At 33.5% G+C, this 17,353-nt stretch carries 9 protein-coding genes and 3 pseudogenes; 7 read left to right on the top strand and 5 right to left on the bottom strand.

The features are described 5' to 3' along the window. Positions 1-441: 441 nt before the first annotated feature. Positions 442-8,037, bottom strand: coding sequence for a non-ribosomal peptide synthetase (locus tag ACM6HU_RS16775; protein WP_016113534.1), 7,596 nt, complete (start codon positions 8,035-8,037; stop codon positions 442-444). Between the two features lie 245 nt (positions 8,038-8,282). Between ACM6HU_RS16775 and ACM6HU_RS16770 the strand changes: the two genes are divergently transcribed. From ACM6HU_RS16770 to ACM6HU_RS16755, 4 genes are all read left to right on the top strand, one after another. Beyond that, positions 8,283-8,579, top strand: a complete 297-nt coding sequence (locus tag ACM6HU_RS16770; RefSeq protein ID WP_033671300.1) for a phage protein — start codon at positions 8,283-8,285, stop codon at positions 8,577-8,579. A 1-nt stretch (position 8,580) separates the two neighbouring features. Next, entirely contained in the window at positions 8,581-8,766 is a 186-nt protein-coding gene (locus tag ACM6HU_RS16765; protein WP_016113532.1) for a hypothetical protein, read from the top strand. 100 nt (positions 8,767-8,866) lie between these two features. Then, a complete protein-coding gene (locus ACM6HU_RS16760) occupies positions 8,867-10,048 on the top strand; it encodes an FtsK/SpoIIIE domain-containing protein (protein ID WP_016113531.1) in 1,182 nt (393 codons plus the stop codon). Continuing rightward, positions 9,987-10,601, top strand: a complete 615-nt coding sequence (locus ACM6HU_RS16755) for a replication-relaxation family protein (protein WP_016113530.1) — start codon at positions 9,987-9,989, stop codon at positions 10,599-10,601. The genes ACM6HU_RS16760 and ACM6HU_RS16755 overlap by 62 nt, the downstream gene beginning before the upstream one ends. Here the strand turns inward: ACM6HU_RS16755 and ACM6HU_RS16750 are convergent, their stop codons facing one another. Further along, positions 10,602-10,826: a helix-turn-helix domain-containing protein gene (locus ACM6HU_RS16750; RefSeq protein ID WP_016113529.1), complete on the bottom strand. Its 225-nt coding sequence runs from the start codon at positions 10,824-10,826 to the stop codon at positions 10,602-10,604. 461 nt (positions 10,827-11,287) lie between these two features. Between ACM6HU_RS16750 and ACM6HU_RS16745 the strand changes: the two are divergent. Beyond that, positions 11,288-11,497, top strand: a pseudogene (locus tag ACM6HU_RS16745) (damage repair protein); the annotation flags it as partial. 378 nt (positions 11,498-11,875) lie between these two features. On the opposite strand, the pseudogene ACM6HU_RS16740 reads toward ACM6HU_RS16745, so the two are convergent. From ACM6HU_RS16740 to ACM6HU_RS16730, 3 genes and pseudogenes are all read right to left on the bottom strand, one after another. Next, positions 11,876-12,262: pseudogene (locus ACM6HU_RS16740) on the bottom strand (IS4 family transposase); the annotation flags it as partial. A 143-nt stretch (positions 12,263-12,405) separates the two neighbouring features. After that, positions 12,406-13,713 (bottom strand): group II intron reverse transcriptase/maturase, encoded by a 1,308-nt coding sequence (gene ltrA / locus ACM6HU_RS16735; RefSeq protein WP_016133002.1) that lies wholly within the window; start codon positions 13,711-13,713, stop codon positions 12,406-12,408. A 513-nt stretch (positions 13,714-14,226) separates the two neighbouring features. Further along, a pseudogene (locus ACM6HU_RS16730) lies at positions 14,227-15,276 on the bottom strand (IS4 family transposase); the annotation flags it as partial. A gap of 153 nt (positions 15,277-15,429) precedes the next feature. Here ACM6HU_RS16730 and ACM6HU_RS16725 point away from each other — a divergent pair. Together ACM6HU_RS16725 and ACM6HU_RS16720 are read left to right on the top strand one after the other, a co-directional pair. After that, a complete protein-coding gene (locus ACM6HU_RS16725) occupies positions 15,430-16,038 on the top strand; it encodes an ArsR/SmtB family transcription factor (protein ID WP_016113523.1) in 609 nt (202 codons plus the stop codon). After that, entirely contained in the window at positions 16,031-17,287 is a 1,257-nt protein-coding gene (locus ACM6HU_RS16720; RefSeq protein ID WP_414848324.1) for an MFS transporter, read from the top strand. The genes ACM6HU_RS16725 and ACM6HU_RS16720 overlap by 8 nt, the downstream gene beginning before the upstream one ends. Positions 17,288-17,353: the final 66 nt, after the last annotated feature.

Here is a 17,353-nt window from a genome sequence, read left to right as displayed (position 1 = left end):
TTTACGCTATAGCATGTTCAAATCCCTTGTTACAGTAGGAATAAAATCATATTTACTAGCCCTATATAAGTTTTATCTTTATATTTTTAATATATATAAGATATATATTTATATAAGATTTTTAAATAAATCTACATATTTTATTACCTACTTATAACAAAATCTATTGAGTCTATATTTACCATACAAAAAAATCTATTTTGAAAAGGATTGATTAAAACTGATTTTAGTTAGTATACAATTTTACATATTCTATATATAAAATACCTTATTGGCGCTTAGATTATGCCCCTCAAAAAGGTGCTCATATTGATGTTGAGGATTATAGAAATGAAAAAAAAGGAAAGCAATAAAAAAGGCCAGATTGATTTACGGAATCAGCCTGGCCAAGATTTAGAGATTATTTGTATCTGTTTTGAAATTTTCGAACCAGAACCTAATTTACAGCATTATAGGTTCTTTAATTGGCGGTAAAAATCCTATTTCTATAGCGTATTTCAATAATAAGTTTATATATTCTTGATTTGGTTTTAAGCAATATATATTTATACTGTTTAGAAACCTTTGAGTATATTCACAAGAAGGGATAGACACGGATCCCTCCTCTACAGATTCTAATAAAGGCATTATCAATTCTAATGCTTGTTGGTTTTGAGAAGTTAAATTATTATTAAAGAACTTATCTATATACTCTTGTTCATCCACCAACAATATATCGTATCCAAAATACTTTAGATTAGTAATGAATTGATCCCAGTTAAGTTGTACTGGATTACAAATATGCATAGTCCGACCTATTGTGTTTGTTCTATAAGATAATTCTGTAATAGCCATGCTGCAATAGTCTATAGGAGTTAGGTCAATATAAGTATGAACTTTTGGAGCCATTCTTGATAAAAATATACCTTTTAGTAATCGATAAAAAGCATTTTCATTTATATTATATTGAAATTTTCCTGTAATAGAATGCCCTACTAAATTTCCAACACGATAAATGGTGCCGTCTATTCCCTCTTTAATTGCTTCCCTAACCATTTTTTCAGCTTGAAACTTACTTTCGAGATATACATTATCTAGGATCTGTCCTCTATCGAAATCTGATTCAAAAAATATGAAGTTATTTGGATCATTTTCAGCATGGCCTACCACACTTAAAGTAGATACATAATGAAAACGTGCATCTGCTTTCTTGGCTAAATGTAATAAATATTTTGTAGATTGAACATTTACTTTTTGAAAATGTTCACGTTCTCCATAATGTCTTACATCTCCACCACAATGAATTATAGAGTCTAGGTCCCCTTTTAACTGATTAATAATTTGTGAAGTGAGACCGAGGTTTATCAAAGATAGATCTCCTTCTAAAAACTTAATTCTTCCCTTCATTTTTGAAAGGATTTCGGTTCCAAAGTAAAATTCCATTCTTTCTTCTAATTTTTTATGAATTTCTTGATTTTCACTTTTACGTACTAAACAATATATGAGAGTTGAAGGCAGTTTTAATAACCGTTCTAGAATATGAGCACCTAAGTATCCAGTTGCTCCTGTAAGAAGTACTGTTTTGGGATATTCTACTACGTCTTTAAAAGATTCGTGTGGTTCAGTTTTATTATAGGTCTGGATGTCAGCTATATCGTTTTTCATCCTTAAATCATTAGACGTTGTATCTTCTTTTATTTGTAAGTTATTCATATCTTCAATATGATGAGCTAGTTTCTTTATGGTTCTATACTTGAAAAAATCTTGAATCTTAAGATTCGGGTATAACGGTTTTAATTTTACTAAGACCGGCATGATTTTTAAAGAATGCCCACCTAAATTGAAAAAATCATCCTTAATGCTGATTTCTTCAATGCTTAAAACCTCAGACCAAACTTTTGCAATGTTTTTTTGTACTGTGGTTTCAGGCAGAATTATAGGTTCATTTGCATTGTTATTATCAACTTCTATTTCTAACAATTTACTAGAGTCAACCTTTCCATTCGGAGTTACTGGTATCTCTAATAAATGAATATAATCTTTAGGCAACATATACTCAGGTAATACACCGGATAAATATGAAGTTAAATGCTGATTTTTTATTTGTTCATTGTCTAATGTTTTGTAATAAGCTCGTAATAACATCCCATCTTTTGTTGGAATGACAACAGCTTGTGTTATTTCTGGAAATTGTAAAAGTGAATCTTCTATTTCTCCTAATTCAATTCGATGGCCTCTTATTTTAACCTGTTTATCTCGTCTGCCCATAAATTCTATATTACCATCTTTTAACCATTTTGCTAAATCGCCTGTTCGATACAATCTCTTATTTCTATCGAATGAAAATGGGTTTGATATGAATGCATGTTTTGTTTTACTCTCGTGATTCCAATATCCTTTTGCTAGACCAATACTATCAATATACAACTCTCCTACAACACCGATTGGACAAGGCTGCATGTGAGAATTTAATATATGAACCTTTGTATTAGAAATAGGCATTCCAATTGGAACAGTCTTAGAACTGTCACGCATACCTGTTTGTATTGGATAATACATTGCTGTAACAGTAGATTCTGTAGGACCATATTCATTTACAACTTGTACTTGATCTTGTAAAGTCTCCTGCCAGCTTCTAATAGCACTTGCTGATGCGGCTTCCCCTCCCATTATAATAAATTTTAATGATTTTATCTTTTCACTCTCTGTTTGATTCAGTGATATAGATAACTCGTTAAAAAACACTGTTGGTACATCTGATATAGTTGCTTGAATCTCTTGAATAGCCTTAGTATATGCAGCGGTTGAATACCGTTGTTCGTCATTTAACAGGTGTAATTGTGCACCATTTAATAAAGTGGAGAAAATTTCTGATACTGACGAATCAAAACTATGTGAATAGAATTGAGTCACTTTATCTAGGTGTGATACATGAAATACCTCTTTTCTCCATTGAGCTAAGTTTAGAACGCCTTTATGAGTTAATAATGTGCCTTTCGGTTTCCCTGTTGATCCGGAAGTATAGATAACATAGGCTAAATCATCTGGTTCAGTCAAAACTTTAATATCGTGATTTACATTAGTTTGCTGGATATCTTCAACTGTAGAAATTTTGTCAGCATCTAAATTTAGATGTTTTTTATATTCATGCTTTGTGATAACTCTACAAGCCTCACTATCTTGTACTATATATTCAATTCGTTCTTTAGGGTATTTCACATCAATTGGAATGTAAGCTCCACCAGCTTTTAATACTCCGATCATTGTAATAATACTATCTATACTTCTATCTAAAAATAATGCTACTTTATCTCCTTTCTTTATACCGTTTTCTAAGAGATGTTGAGCTACTTGATTCGAACGGTTATTTAATTGCTCATAAGTCAGAGAATAAACATTAGTTGATAAAGCGATTTGATTTGGATATAGGCTTACCTGCTTATAAAATTGTTCCTGGATGCTTTTAAAATATGGATATGGTTTCTCTGTATTGTTTACTTTTGAAAATAATGCTTCTTCCTTCTCTGATAAAAACACGAGTTTTTCATATGGTGCTGTTCGTTGGTTGATAAATCCTTGAAGTATATTTGAAAAGTTTTGTGTAAACCTTACAATAGATTCTTTTTTGAATAAATCAATCTTATATTCAAACGCTACTTCAATATAATCTATACCTTCTTCAACCGACACAGAAAGATCAAATTTACTAATAGTTTGATTAAAGGGTAATAATTGAAGACTATATTCGCCATCACTCTGTAACATGTCTTGTTGGTAACTAAACATTGTAGAGAAAATCGGATTATTGCTAATGCCTCTATCTGGGTTTATTGCCTCAATTACTTTATCAAATGGATAAGATTGATTCTGAAAAGCATTTAAACAGTTCTCTTTAACCACTTGTAATAACTGTTGTAAATTTTTTGCATCATGTAATTGTGTTCTTATTGCTAAAGTATTTACAAAAAATCCTTGTATATGTTCAAATGCCTCGTGATTTCTCCCCGCAATCGGCGTACCAACAATGATATCTTTTTGATCAGTTAAGTAGTGTAATAATTGGATGTAGGCTGCAAAAAATAACATGTACATGGAAACACTCTCTTGTTCACATACTACTCTTAAAGATTTGTGAATCTCATTGTCTAATTTTATTCGAAATACATCCCCGCTATTGCCCTGTTGATTAGTATGATTAAAATCAATAGGAAGACTTAATATCGGCAAAGGGGTCTTTAATTCAGAAATCCAATACTCCTTCTCTTTGTTCCATTTCCCTGTATCTAACTGATTTTGTTGCCAATTAACGTAGTCAATATAGCGATTAGACATAATAGATAACTCTGGAGTATTTCCTTTATCTAAAGCATGATAAACCCTCATTAATTCATCTAATAAGTACTTTAAGCTCCATTCATCTGTAATAATATGATGGAAATTTATATATAAATATGAACTTTCCCTATTGGTATTAAACAATTGAACACGAAATAGAGGTCCTTGTTCCAAATCAAATGGTGTATGGTCATTTGACTGTATTTTTCTATTTACATATACTTGTTGTTCTTCTTTAGCAATATGAGTGATATCCTCATAGTAAAAATCAATAGGCATTGACTTTAAAATTGTTTGTTGTGGTTCCCCGGCTTTTTCAACAAAAGTTGTCCGTAACATTTCATGGCGTTTAACAAGAAACTCAAAACTAGTTTGTAACAAATCCTTTTGTAAACTTGGCTTTATATATATTTGTACTGGTACATCATACACTCTGCCTATAGGGTTTAATTTGTTTAAAAACCACAATCGTTTCTGTGCATTAGAAAGATTATAATGCTGTTGCTCTTTTATCTTTGCAATTTTTTCATGATAAGTAGTATTGTTTTGGGTACTACTTAGTTTATCAATATAAGCCGACAAACTAGAAACCGTTCGATACTTAAAAATATCTTTAACTTCTAATTTTAAATAAAAGTTTTTTTGAATTTGATTTAATACTTGCACAGCAATTAACGAGTGTCCACCAAGTCTAAAAAAGTCATCCTCTTTACTAATTATTTCTTTTTCTATATTTAAAATATTTGACCAAATGCCAACTAAAACTTTTTCAGTATGACTTGTAGGAGGCATGTATTGATGAACTGTTTTTTCTAGTAAAGATGGTATTTCTGCTTCTAATTTCTTCTTATCAATTTTTCCGCTTGGTGATAATGGAAATAGTTCAAGGTGAAACAGATAACTAGGTACCATGAAATCGGGTAATTTTGTATTTAAAAATTCTTTTAGCTCATCCTCTTTGATAGCTACATTCCCCTGTGACAAATAAAAACAAACAATTTTATCATTTTCATATACACTTGCTACTGTATCTTTTATTTTTGGATGCTTTAATAGTACTTCCTCAATTTCATCAAGCTCAATTCTATATCCGCGCAATTTTACCTGATTATCTTTTCTTCCCCAAAATTCTAGATTTCCATTTGGTAAAAGACGTACCAAATCACCCGAACGATAAAGTCTCTTATTAGGATTATTTAATGTTGATCCAGAAAGAAAAGCCGTTCTCGTTTTTTCTTCTTGATTTATATATCCTTTTGCAACCCCCTCTCCCCCGATGTATAGTTCTCCAATCACATTTTGAGGACATAACGTGCCAAAGGGGCTTACTACAAATACCTCACTGTTATGAATTGGCTTACCAATAGGGATACTAGACAGTTCATCTAATATTTCTTGTTTAATTTCATAAATGGTTGTACATACAGTTGCTTCTGTAGGTCCATATGCATTGATAATCGGAATGTCTAATCCCATTTTTTTTTGCCATTTACGCACTGCTTCAGTAGGTAAAGTTTCTCCACCTACAAAAATACATTTTAAAGAACTCAGTTTATCTAACAGTCTCTGTGGCATACTTACTAACAACTTGAAGAATACAGTTGGTAATACGCAATAATTTATATGAATTGTTTTAATTACATTTATAAAATCTTCAGCAGAACGTTTTTCAATTTCAGAAATTATATGTATTTTCCCGCCAAATAAAAGAACTGGAAAGATTTCTATTATTGATGCATCGAAAATCATAGATGCAAATTGTAAGAATACGTCATTTTTTGTTAATGAAAAACTACTTTTTAATGAGTAGGATAAATTAATTACATTTTTGTGTGGTACTGCTACCCCCTTTGGTAAGCCTGTTGAACCAGAAGTATAAATAATATAAGCGATATCTTCGCTAGTATGCTGTTGCTCAATATATCCCTTAAAATTACAATAGGTAAATTCATCTATATTAATTGTATGGATATTATTATCTTCAATAAGTTCTTTATATTTTTTTCTTGTAATGACAATGCGACTATTACTATCTTTTAGTATGTAATGTATTCTAGATTCAGGAAAATTCGGATCGATCGGAACATAAACTCCACCTGATTTTAATACACCTATAATTGAAACAATTGTATTAATGTCTCTTTCCATCATAATGCCTACACGTTGTCCTTTTTTTAACTTATTTTGGCATAGATAGCTTGCAATCTGATTGGAACGTTGTTGTAATTCATTATAAGTAATTTGTTTATCCCCCATTGATATGGCAACTTTATCAGGTGACTCAATTGCTTGAATGTCAATGAGTTGGTCTAATGTTTTATATTCAGGATATTTTTGAATTTTTGAATTTATATTCTTATACAAACTATGATCCTTATCTAAAAGTAAATCTAATGAATAAATAGGTTCATCCGCATGTAGAATTAATTTTTGAAGTAAATTTTCAAATCTTTCAATTAAATCACTAATAGTTTCAGGTCTATATAAACTCGAATTATAGTCTATTTCAATTTTATATTCGTCATTTGTTGTATCCCTAATAATCCTCCATACCATATCAAAGATACTCACTCTTTTATTGTCTGTCAGCACCTTTGCATCAATACCTGGTAAATGTATTTCTGGCAGCTTTACCATATTAAATGCAGTTGAATATGTGAAATTTGAATTTCCAATTAATTTTAAGTTTTGGGCTAAATGCTCAAATGGATAATTTTGGTGTTTTATAGCTTCATTAACAAGATTGTTAATCTTGTTAAGTAATTTTTGAAAGGTGTCTTCTTTTGAAATTGATACTATTATCGGTAAAGTATTAATAAAGTATCCAAAAGTATCCGCTTCTTGTGATCGTGGTCTCGTGTTAATTGGCATACCAACAACCATATCTTGTGAATTTGTCATTTGGTGGAGTAAACTAAAATAAGCACTTAGCATTACTCGATACATACTTACTTTATTTTTTTTAGCGAAATCCTTTATTTTAATAAATACATTTGTATCTATAATTTTACTGATACAATCTCCAGAATGTTTCCTTTCATCGTGTCCATTTCTATTAAAATCAGAGGGGAATTCTGTGTAAGGTAATTCACGATCAAGAGCTTTTTTCCAATAAGAACATGCCTCATTATAAGAAGCACCATAAATCTGGTTGATTTCATATTGGACAAGTTCTTTATAAGATGCCTCTTGATTAATAATTTTTTGGTTAGAAATTAATTTTGAATAATTATCAGATAGTTGTCGAATCAATATACCCAGACTCCAGCCATCAAATATTATATGGTGGAAAATCATATGAAAAATATATTCATTCGAATTCAATTTAACTAACTGTACTCTAAATAATGGGGCATTTTCTAAATTGAAATTTTTATATAAAGGTTCTTCTAGATGTTTTTTTAAAACTAATTTTTTTTCTTCATCTTGGAATTCTGTTAAATCATACACTGGAATGTCGAATTCTATATTTTGTTGAATAAATTGTTTTGGCTTTGAATCTTTTTTTATAAATACTGTCCGTAAAGCTGAATGGGATTGTATAACCTTTATGAATGATTGTTTTAAAAAGTCTATATTAATATTACCTTTTAAGTGAATCATAATAGGCTCATTATAAGCACCTTCCGTTAATTTCATTTGATTCGCTAACCATAATGAACCTTGACCTACAGTCAAATCAATTTCATCAACCTTTTCACAATTTTCTCCTGTGTTCTTCATACAAAACACTCCTTTAATTGTTATATATAAAGTTAAAAATTGAATATCCCTAACAGCTAAAATATACATATATGGTAAATTTTTGTAAATGTATTTCTTTCGACTAAATTCTACATTTTTTGTTTAAATGCCTCATAAATTAGTTATGTTATTATTCACTAATTTATTTTTGTACAAATTCGAAAAAGTGAATCGCCATCATATGTATTAAATGCATCTAGAATTTTATATGGATGGTGAGACATATGAGTCAATATCAGATGTTGTATAGTACACCTTATCTTTATTCATCAAAAACGCTAAGGAAAATGTACAAAGATACTAATAAAGAGGAAAATCTTTGTGCCATACGTGACCACATGTTAAGGCATGAAGTGTATCTGGATCGACAATATCGGGCGTACTATTATCTAAGTCAACACATTGAAGAGGATCTGTACGGAGATGAACATGCTTTGTCCTGGAATGAATTATTAGATGACTACCAACTCTACAAGGATTGTAAAGGGAATTTGTCCATTAAACCGAAAGGGTGGGATTAACATGACAATCATCGGAGAATTAGGGGTTGTTTATGGTGTTACAGGTGTCTCAGTTTTAGGGATTAAATTTTTGAAAAAGAAAGGATTTCATCTGCCAGATTGGGTGCTACGTGCTGGTCTGAAATGTTTGGTTATTGGGAGTGTTTGGTACCTGCTAATGGATATGCTAGATGTATTTCTACGTTAGTATCACATATGGTAGTTGAAAAATAGGATAACAGTGCACCTATAAGATGTATTTCTTCCCTTCCATACAAGCTCAACTACCTTAAGGAGGTATGGAGGAAATGTTATCACTTTTATTAATTCCAGCAACCTTTTTAACTGTTGCTTATCTTTATAGGGGTAAAGAGATGAGTGATAAGAAAAAAATTACTGCGTTTTTTGAAATTGCAAAGATCTGTGTTCAGCATAAAGGGGAATTACAATACCCCATTTTTATAAAAGAAATAGAAGATAACATAAGTATGAATTATGTTTACAAGTTACCTTTAGGTGTACCTAGTCAACTTATTAAAAAGTTAGCTGAAGTATTAGAAGAAGGACTATATAAGCCTGTTAAAATATCGTTTCAGCAAAGAGAGCTTCATATTCGAGTATTTAAGCAAAAAATACCTAAGAAGTGGAATTGGTCTAAGGATCTGTTAAAAGAGCAAACATGGAGCGTTATGATAGGGAAATCGTTAGATAAACATGTATATCATGATTTCGAGAAAACCCCTCATATGTGCGTGTCGGGTATGACTCGTTTTGGAAAAACAGTGTTTCTAAAAAATGTGATGACGAGTTTAATTTTACAACAACCTCAACATGTGAGTTTTTTTATTATCGATTTGAAGGAAGGCTTAGAATTTAGTCCTTATAAGGATCTATCTCAAGTATTAGAAGTAGCTGAAAACCCACAACAGGCGTTAGAAATGTTGGCTAAAGTACGTGAAAAAATGCTAAGACAAATTGAGATAATGAAGAATTCTTATTTTACCAATATCATAGACACATCAATTAGAGAACGCTGTTTCATCATAGTAGATGAAGGAGCAAATCTTTGTCCGACACAAGGGCTTCCGAAAAAACAACGGGATTTATTATATATGTGTCAGGAGATGTTATCCGAAATTGCACGAGTTGGAGGAGGCTTAGGATTCCGACTCATATTTTGCACTCAATATCCCACTTCGGATACATTACCAAGGCAAATTAAACAAAATGCTGATGCGAAATTAGGCTTTCGATTACCAACAGCGATTGCTTCACAGGTTGCTTTGGATGAACCAGGGCTTGAGGATTTACCTTCCCTTCCAGGAAGAGCATTATTTAAAACTGATCGTACAGAAGAAATCCAAGTACCCTATTTGGAGGATAAAGATATGTGGAATTTACTAAAGCAATATAGGGTGGTGAAACAAAATGAGGCATCAATCACTCAAACAGAAAGCGAGACAAATCGAGATTTTATCCACTTTGAGTAAGTTAGATTTTGCAACAAGAAGACAATTACAAGCGATTCATTGTTTAGGAAGTATTCGAAATGCAAATCGTGTATTAAAGGATATGCACCCGTATTGTCACATTACAAAAATAGCTCGTGAGCATGTTTATTACCTCAATAAAAAAGGGCGTAGTTTATTGGGTGTTACAAGAGAAGTGAAAAAAAGTATCCAATTACAGCACATATTAATGAGAAATGAAGCCTGGATGTGGCTAGGATTTCCGGAGTGGAAAACAGAACAAACGATAGAATTTTCAACTGGTGGTCAGCGATATCAAATTATTCCCGATGCAACTTATTTTGATGATAAAGTCCCTCATTTCGTTGAAATAGATCGGATGCAACACATGAAAGCAAATGAACATAAAATACAGTTATATGGCCATATAACAGATATCTATAAAAGACAGAATGCTATTGTTCCAGTAATTATCTTTTTCACACTATCAGACTATCGGCAATCTAAATTAGAGCAATATGCTGTAAAACAAAATGTGTTTTTAAGAACTTTTATAATGCATGATTTATTTTAGTCACATCCAAAAATCATCATGGTGGATTTCTTTATGAGTCATTCTTTTCAATGCTTTAATAATCTTTTGTCCATTTTTAAAAGAGGGATAAAAAGTATTTGCTCGACACAATTTACTAATTGTTCCTTCACTTACACCGGATTTTTGGGCTAAATCTACTTGTTTGATATTATGATTGTCTAAAAACTTACCTAAGTTAGATCTAGGTTTCTTAAACCAAGACATGTGTTTCACCTCGATTGTTAGATTTTATTAAGAGCATGTCCAATTCTTTAGTTTTCTAAACTTTAGATAAGTGAATAATTTTGTTGGATACAGCATATAGTTTAAGAGAGAATAAGATAAAAAAATATGTAATAATTTTGAGGAATCTAGCATTCATAGTAATAGCTACAAGTTGCTTATACACTAGCCTAATGGCAACTTGTTGCAACAGATATTCCTATAAAATGAAAAGCTCAAATCTGTTGGTACATAAGGGTTTGAGCCTTTCTTAATTTATAGAGAAATGAAAACGAGTTTAATAAGTTAAGAGATACTAAATTGTTCCGTAGTCGAATTTTGAAGAACTATATATAATTTCACGTACCAAATTAGTATTAAAAATTATTTACAAAAGGATTGTATAATACAAAACAATGGGTTTATAATAAGAACAAACGTTCTGTTTTTTGGAGGGTAAAATGATGTTCGATTACTCAAAATGTATGAATCGAATGATATTCTGTATCGACCTTTGTTCATTTTTTGCCAGTTGTGCATGTGTGATGCGAGGATTAGATCCATTAAAAGTGAAATTAGCTGTTGTTGGAGACGTAAATCGAAATGGATCTATTGTGTTGGCTGCCACTCCTGAACTGAAAAAATTAGGGATTTCTACAGCAACCAGATTTTATATTGATGTCCTTTTTTGAGTTAAATTAGAATTAATAATTCTATCAATGGTTATCTTAATTCTTCTAGAAAGCGAAAAATTATTTAGAGCGAAATTAATTAAAAATCGCGGATAGTGAAATGACAAACAATCCTTGATGATACTACCAAAAAATAAAAAAGTTATTTAACAGTAAGTCAAAGTATTTAAAAATAAAATCAGTAAAGTATGATGACAAAAAAGATGTTTTCTTCTTATTAGGGGTCCCGCCCCATCGCTATCAAGCTAAGCTCATGTAACGTCAATGATAAGCAAGATTGTTTCTTTTTTCGAAAGTCTATATGTAGATGCTTTAAAGATTTGCATACGAAATAAACCCTAACGGGTTTCCTTTTTTAAATTAAGCCGCTTGATTATCAGACATGGTACAATTGTATACGACACCTAATATATCAAAGACTGTTTTCTTCTCATATCGATGAGATTTTCGCCCATTTTGCTGTAGGAGGTTGAACAGGCGAAGTAGAACCTTTGATAGCTCTTGGGTGTCTTTCTGTATAGCTTGGAAAAGAAGAAGAAAATAATCTTTAATCATATATATGGCCTTATACTCACTCAGTTCTCGTTTCTTTTTCATAAGAAGTAATTGCCGCATTTGAAACATGATAGAAGAACAGAGTAGAATGGCAATCAATTGTCCATACAAATGGCACTCCCATCTTTCTGGTTTTATCTTTTTACACTGATGAATTTGAAAGAATGACTTCCACGTTTTAAATAAAATTTGTCGGGTAAAGAACTGGCGCAGTATCGGTTATGACCCGTTTCCAGCTCCTCCCCATAAGAACTGCTCGTGAGGTTTTCCCTCAAGCAGCTCACCCCATAAACTTCATCAAAAGGGTTATGAGACCTATCAAATGGCAGACACTTTCATCGGTATCCCTCTGCACTTTTGAGGGAATGGACTTTCCAGTCCCAGTAGAGCCTCAGTACACCATAGAGATATTCATTACTCCATCTCTGCCATCCGATGCTACGCTTTCGTCGCCGTTTCCTTCTCGTCAGCAATGTGCGGATTTTCATCTCCGTATAGTCACGCACTTCACTAAATGCTCCGCTGGAGTTTCCAACCCGAAAGTAGTTCACCCATCCTGTTAGTACGGCATTGATTTGTTTTACTAAGTCTTGTGCTGGTTTGGCTCCTGCGTTTTGAATGAGTTCGCGAATTCTTGCTTTCACTGCCGTACGGGCTTTCTTCCTTGGGGTCATGCATATGAAGTGTCGGGTCTTATTTCGGTTCAGTATTCGCCTGAAATCAAATCCCAGAAAGGCAAAAGACTCTCCCTGTAAGACATCGACCATCCGAGTTTTCTCAAGATTCAGTTCAACTCCCAAAGGCTCCAGTTGTTCCTGCAGTCGTCGCAGTGCCAGTTCAGCCCACCCCCGTTTACTGGAGTGCCCACTTACGGTGATAACCATGTCATCGGCAAATCGGTGATAGTTCACCGCCTCATAGTTGCCTTCCGTCGTTTTACGCCGAATGGCATCAAATGTCCAATCTACCTCATTCAAGTAGATGTTTGCCGCTAGTGGAGAGAACGGTCCCCCTTGCGGGACTCCAATCTTTCCCGCGGCCTTCACCACCTGTTTTACTAGGCGCATAACTTGATGGTCTTGGACACGCTTTGAGATTTTCCTCAGTAAGATGTTATGTCGGATTGTATCAAAGTAACGTGACAAATCAACATCGATGACTGTGGTCATACGACGCAGCACACTGCGTCGCACTTCTGCCAGCGCTTGATGTGGGGAGCGTTTTGGTCGGAATCCGTAGGGATTTGGGCAGAAATCAGCCTCAAAGATGGCTTCCAATATGAGTTTTAGTGCTCCTTGGACCACACGGTCCCGTATACAAGGGATTTGCAGTGTCCGCATTTTTCCGTTTGCTTTTGGGATTTCTACTTTACGATTAGCTTGTGGTTGATATGTTCCAGCCTGTAGTTCTGCTTGGATGTTCTTTAAAAACGGCATAACTCCCTCTAGCTCTATATCAGCGAAACTTTGACCGTCGATACCTGGGGCACCGCCGTTTTTCCTCGCATGCTGATATGCTTCGTGGAGGGTTGTTAGTTTGGTAATGTGGGAAAATAGTCCCCAAAACCGATGCGTAGGTTCAGACTTCGCCTTTTGATAGATTCGTCGCCTTAGTTCCTGCAAAGTAATAGGTGTTTTTGTCATGGCACCCTTGCCTCCTTTGGTCGTACGAAATGTTTACAGGTTCGGACCCTTTCCTCCCCGCGCGTTTTGCTGCACGCAGATCTCTGGTACTACGATCCGTTCCGCCACCCTGACACCTACCGTTCTCACTTCCCGATCGCGGTTATAGAGACGGTCTCCTCGATGAGGTTTCTTCATCGGGTGTCCAGGGCTTCTCCAGTTTCTACATTATCTTTCTCTCCATGTCGCCGCTGATACCCCGCCGGTGAGAACTGCCGTTCCAGACTCGTTTCGGTCAGTTCTTGCTGCTTTCGCACGTTATCGACCGTCTCAGCCACCGGAATTGCGTGTAACGAGGCTACGTCTACGTTCACTGTACGTTACAACCTGGAGATTTGCCCACATGCCTTTTGCATGTGATGTTAGAAGGCTTCGCCATGTCGCTTTCACTTCATGGCGCCTCTCAGGCTACGGGAGTGGAGTCTATTCTCCCGATTGGACTTTCACCAACTAGATAATGTGTCCTTATCTGGACACGCCGATTTGCCAACGTAAAGAATACCAATCATGTACTTGTCCCATCGGGACAATATCTGTAGAGGTATTTGTCATATATACATTGATACCGCTAAGTCGTTTACTACGAGCAGAATACTTCATTCCTTTCTTTTTTTCTCTTACAGTTTGATCTTGTAATCGTTTTTGTTGTTGTTCTTTTGTTAGTCGATGAACAATCACACGAGTTGGGACTTTATCAGTCATTCCTACATAAGCGTTGGATATTTCACATGTTTGTCCTGGTTGAAGAGAGTTCATTAAAACCTCCATATCTATCTGGATATACTCTGTACCTTTCTTGATTCTGCCATCTTGAAAATAATCAGGGTTAGGATTTTTTTGATAAATACGTGTATTCGATTTGATACGTGAGATATAATAAGCCTTTTTATCTTGTATATGTTGAAGATCTTTCAAATGAAAATAACCTAAATCTCGGATACATAAATCATTCGCTGTTACAGTTGGGACACACAGGGAACTGTAGGTTCGATCATGTTGTTTACCTGGACCTGTATGAATATGAAGGAATTGTCCACTTAATAAATCATACTCAAGCTGAATCTTTACTCCCGCTGTATGGCTGCATCCTCCTGCACCCGGATAAACGAATGAAAAGGGATCTGGAAGTTGAAATGCAGTTGAATCTAAAATACGAATACGCTTGAAAACAGAAGTATATGGAGAAGAAATCGGCATAGATGAGGTCAATTTTTGGTTTAGTAGTTCAGCTAATAGGTGTTGTAAAAATTGGACAGCCGCTTGATTAAATCGTTGATTCAATCCCTCAGGGCTGATGAGCACTTCTGTTGATGCTTCCAAACAGCTAGATAATTGAGTTAAAGAAGTCGTAGCAATACTTTGACTCATCCATACACATAAAGCGACTAAATCTTTTGCTTGGTATTTACTGGTTCGTTGCACGAAACCAACATCTCTAGCTAGATCTCGTAAGATATTTGGAGATAAAAAGCTTTGAATCTCTTGAGCAAATAGTTGTAATTCATCAGATACAGAAATAGACATACAAAAATGCCATCCTTTCCTATGATTCTAGAAACAGGATAACGTTTTTTTATTTTTTAGAAAATATTTTATTTCCTCATTGACAATAGTCAGAAAAAACAGTTATATTTATGTCAATAAAAACTGACTAGTCAGATGAAAGGAACATGTTAAATGATACAAGAAGATATATTAATTCTAAATGAGTATGAACAATTAAAATCATTAAGTGATCCTTTAAGAGTTCAAATCCTTTCTTTGTTGATTGAAGAACCTCGTTCAGGGCAACAGTTGTCACAAATTATTGGTTTGTCTCGTTCGAAAATTCACTATCACTTACGTGATCTAGAAAAGAATGGTTTAGTCCAAATAGTAGAGGAAAATAAGAAAAGAAATATGACTCAAAAACTATACCAAGCGGTTGCTAAAAGTTTTATCCCCTCTAATAACTTATTACCTTTTCATTCGGAGTATGGAGAAAGTCGTAGGTTATTAACCATTGCAACCTTAGAGAGAGCAAAGAGTCGTGCTTTAGCAGCTCCTGAAAATGCTTTTTTAACACAATCTGAAAAGCCAGAAGAATGGGCTAGAATATCAAGTCAAATAGAAATTCGCACAACAAAAAAGCGATTTGAAGAATGGGTTGCTAAGTATCATAATCTTTTAAAAGAACTTCATGATATTGATGGAATTGAGAATAGTGACGCGGAATGGTTTTATTTAGCCACAGTTGGATTCCAAGTAGATGAGCCTTATTTTAAGGAAGGGGATAAAGATGAGTGAACCTGTTTTACAAAAAACTGCAGTCACGACAAAAGTAAAATCTTTATTCAAACAAAAATCTTTTATATTACTTTGGATTAGTACTATCTTCTCTGGGTTGAGTTTCAGTATGTTTTATTTTGCTGAAGCATGGTACGTTGTTCAGGAGTTAAATTTAGAAGCTTCCTTAGGGATAATTTATATTATTGGAGCAATTCCTCGGATTTTATTTATGTTGTTAGGCGGCGTGTTAGCTGATAGACTAAGTCAATCGAAAATAATGTTTTTTTCAGACTTAACAAAAGCCATATTAATTGGAGGATTAGTTTTATTGTTATTATTTACAGGTGAGATACATCTCTGGACATTAATTATTTTTGCGTTATTTTTTGGTGTTTTGGATGCGTTTTTCTGGCCTGCATCTAGTTCTATTACTCCCGTTATTGTTCCGAAAGAATTTCTAACAAGAGCGAATTCAATTATTCAGACTACAAGTCAATCTACTTCAATTTTGGGTCCAATGATAAGTGGGTTTATAATTGTTGGATTTGATTATACAGGGATTTTTAGTTTGATTACGATCCTGCTAATTTTAGGTAGTTGCTTTATATTGTTTATTAAAGTTAATAAACAAGTTGTTAATACTCAAGAAAATAAGCATCATTTGCTTTTAAGTTTAAAAGAGGGAATTAACTATGTTAAGAAGGCACCAATATTAATGGCTTTCATTTTAAAAACATTATTTTTGAATCTTTTTTTCGTAGGTCCATTAACTATAGGATTACCGATTTTTGTTAAAAATATATTGGAAGGAGAAACAATAGACTATAGTTTTATAATGTCGTTTTTAGCTATCGGGATGGTACTGGGTTCTATTATCCTTGGTATTATAAATCTCAAAAGAAAGAGAGGAATTCTTAGCCTAACATCACAAATGTTTGTAGGACTTTGTTTCTTGATATTAAGTTTTAGTAATGAACTATGGCAAAGTGTTGTTATTGTTGTTTTTTTGGGGATATCAATGACAATTTCTAATATATGTGCTGTTTCTGTTGTGCAAAATGAAGCTGAACCAGAAATGATTGGGAGAGTAATGAGTATTCAAACGGTTTCTTCCATGGGATTAACACCCATTTCCTATGGATTGACTTCATTAAGTCTTTCGCTTGGGATAAATATAAAATTTATTATTATGGTTGGTGCCTTATCTTTAATAGCATTTACCTTATATATATACTTTAAAATTCCAGCTTTACGAACCGTCGACTAAATCATCAATTATAAAATATCTTTAGGAAATGAATATACTACTGAATATCTAAATCACTAGGGTGTA

Origin of the sequence: Bacillus sp. IT-79MI2, from assembly GCF_949768135.1 — a bacterium.
GTDB classification, from domain to species: Bacteria; Bacillota; Bacilli; order Bacillales; family Bacillaceae_G; genus Bacillus_A; species Bacillus_A pseudomycoides.
This window is presented reverse-complemented; position numbering and strand designations above follow the sequence as displayed.

What these genes read in the sequence shown, in the direction of transcription:
- ACM6HU_RS16765 (WP_016113532.1), top strand. Translation starts at nt 8,581, where the DNA reads ATGACAATCATCGGAGAATTAGGGGTTGTTTATGGTGTTACAGGTGTC.
- ACM6HU_RS16755 (WP_016113530.1), top strand. Translation starts at nt 9,987, where the DNA reads ATGAGGCATCAATCACTCAAACAGAAAGCGAGACAAATCGAGATTTTA.
- ACM6HU_RS16725 (WP_016113523.1), top strand. Translation starts at nt 15,430, where the DNA reads ATGATACAAGAAGATATATTAATTCTAAATGAGTATGAACAATTAAAA.
- ACM6HU_RS16720 (WP_414848324.1), top strand. Translation starts at nt 16,031, where the DNA reads ATGAGTGAACCTGTTTTACAAAAAACTGCAGTCACGACAAAAGTAAAA.
- ACM6HU_RS16760 (WP_016113531.1), top strand. Translation starts at nt 8,867, where the DNA reads ATGTTATCACTTTTATTAATTCCAGCAACCTTTTTAACTGTTGCTTAT.
- ACM6HU_RS16770 (WP_033671300.1), top strand. Translation starts at nt 8,283, where the DNA reads ATGAGTCAATATCAGATGTTGTATAGTACACCTTATCTTTATTCATCA.
- ACM6HU_RS16750 (WP_016113529.1), bottom strand. Translation starts at nt 10,826, where the DNA reads ATGTCTTGGTTTAAGAAACCTAGATCTAACTTAGGTAAGTTTTTAGAC.
- ltrA (WP_016133002.1), bottom strand. Translation starts at nt 13,713, where the DNA reads ATGACAAAAACACCTATTACTTTGCAGGAACTAAGGCGACGAATCTAT.
- ACM6HU_RS16775 (WP_016113534.1), bottom strand. Translation starts at nt 8,037, where the DNA reads ATGAAGAACACAGGAGAAAATTGTGAAAAGGTTGATGAAATTGATTTG.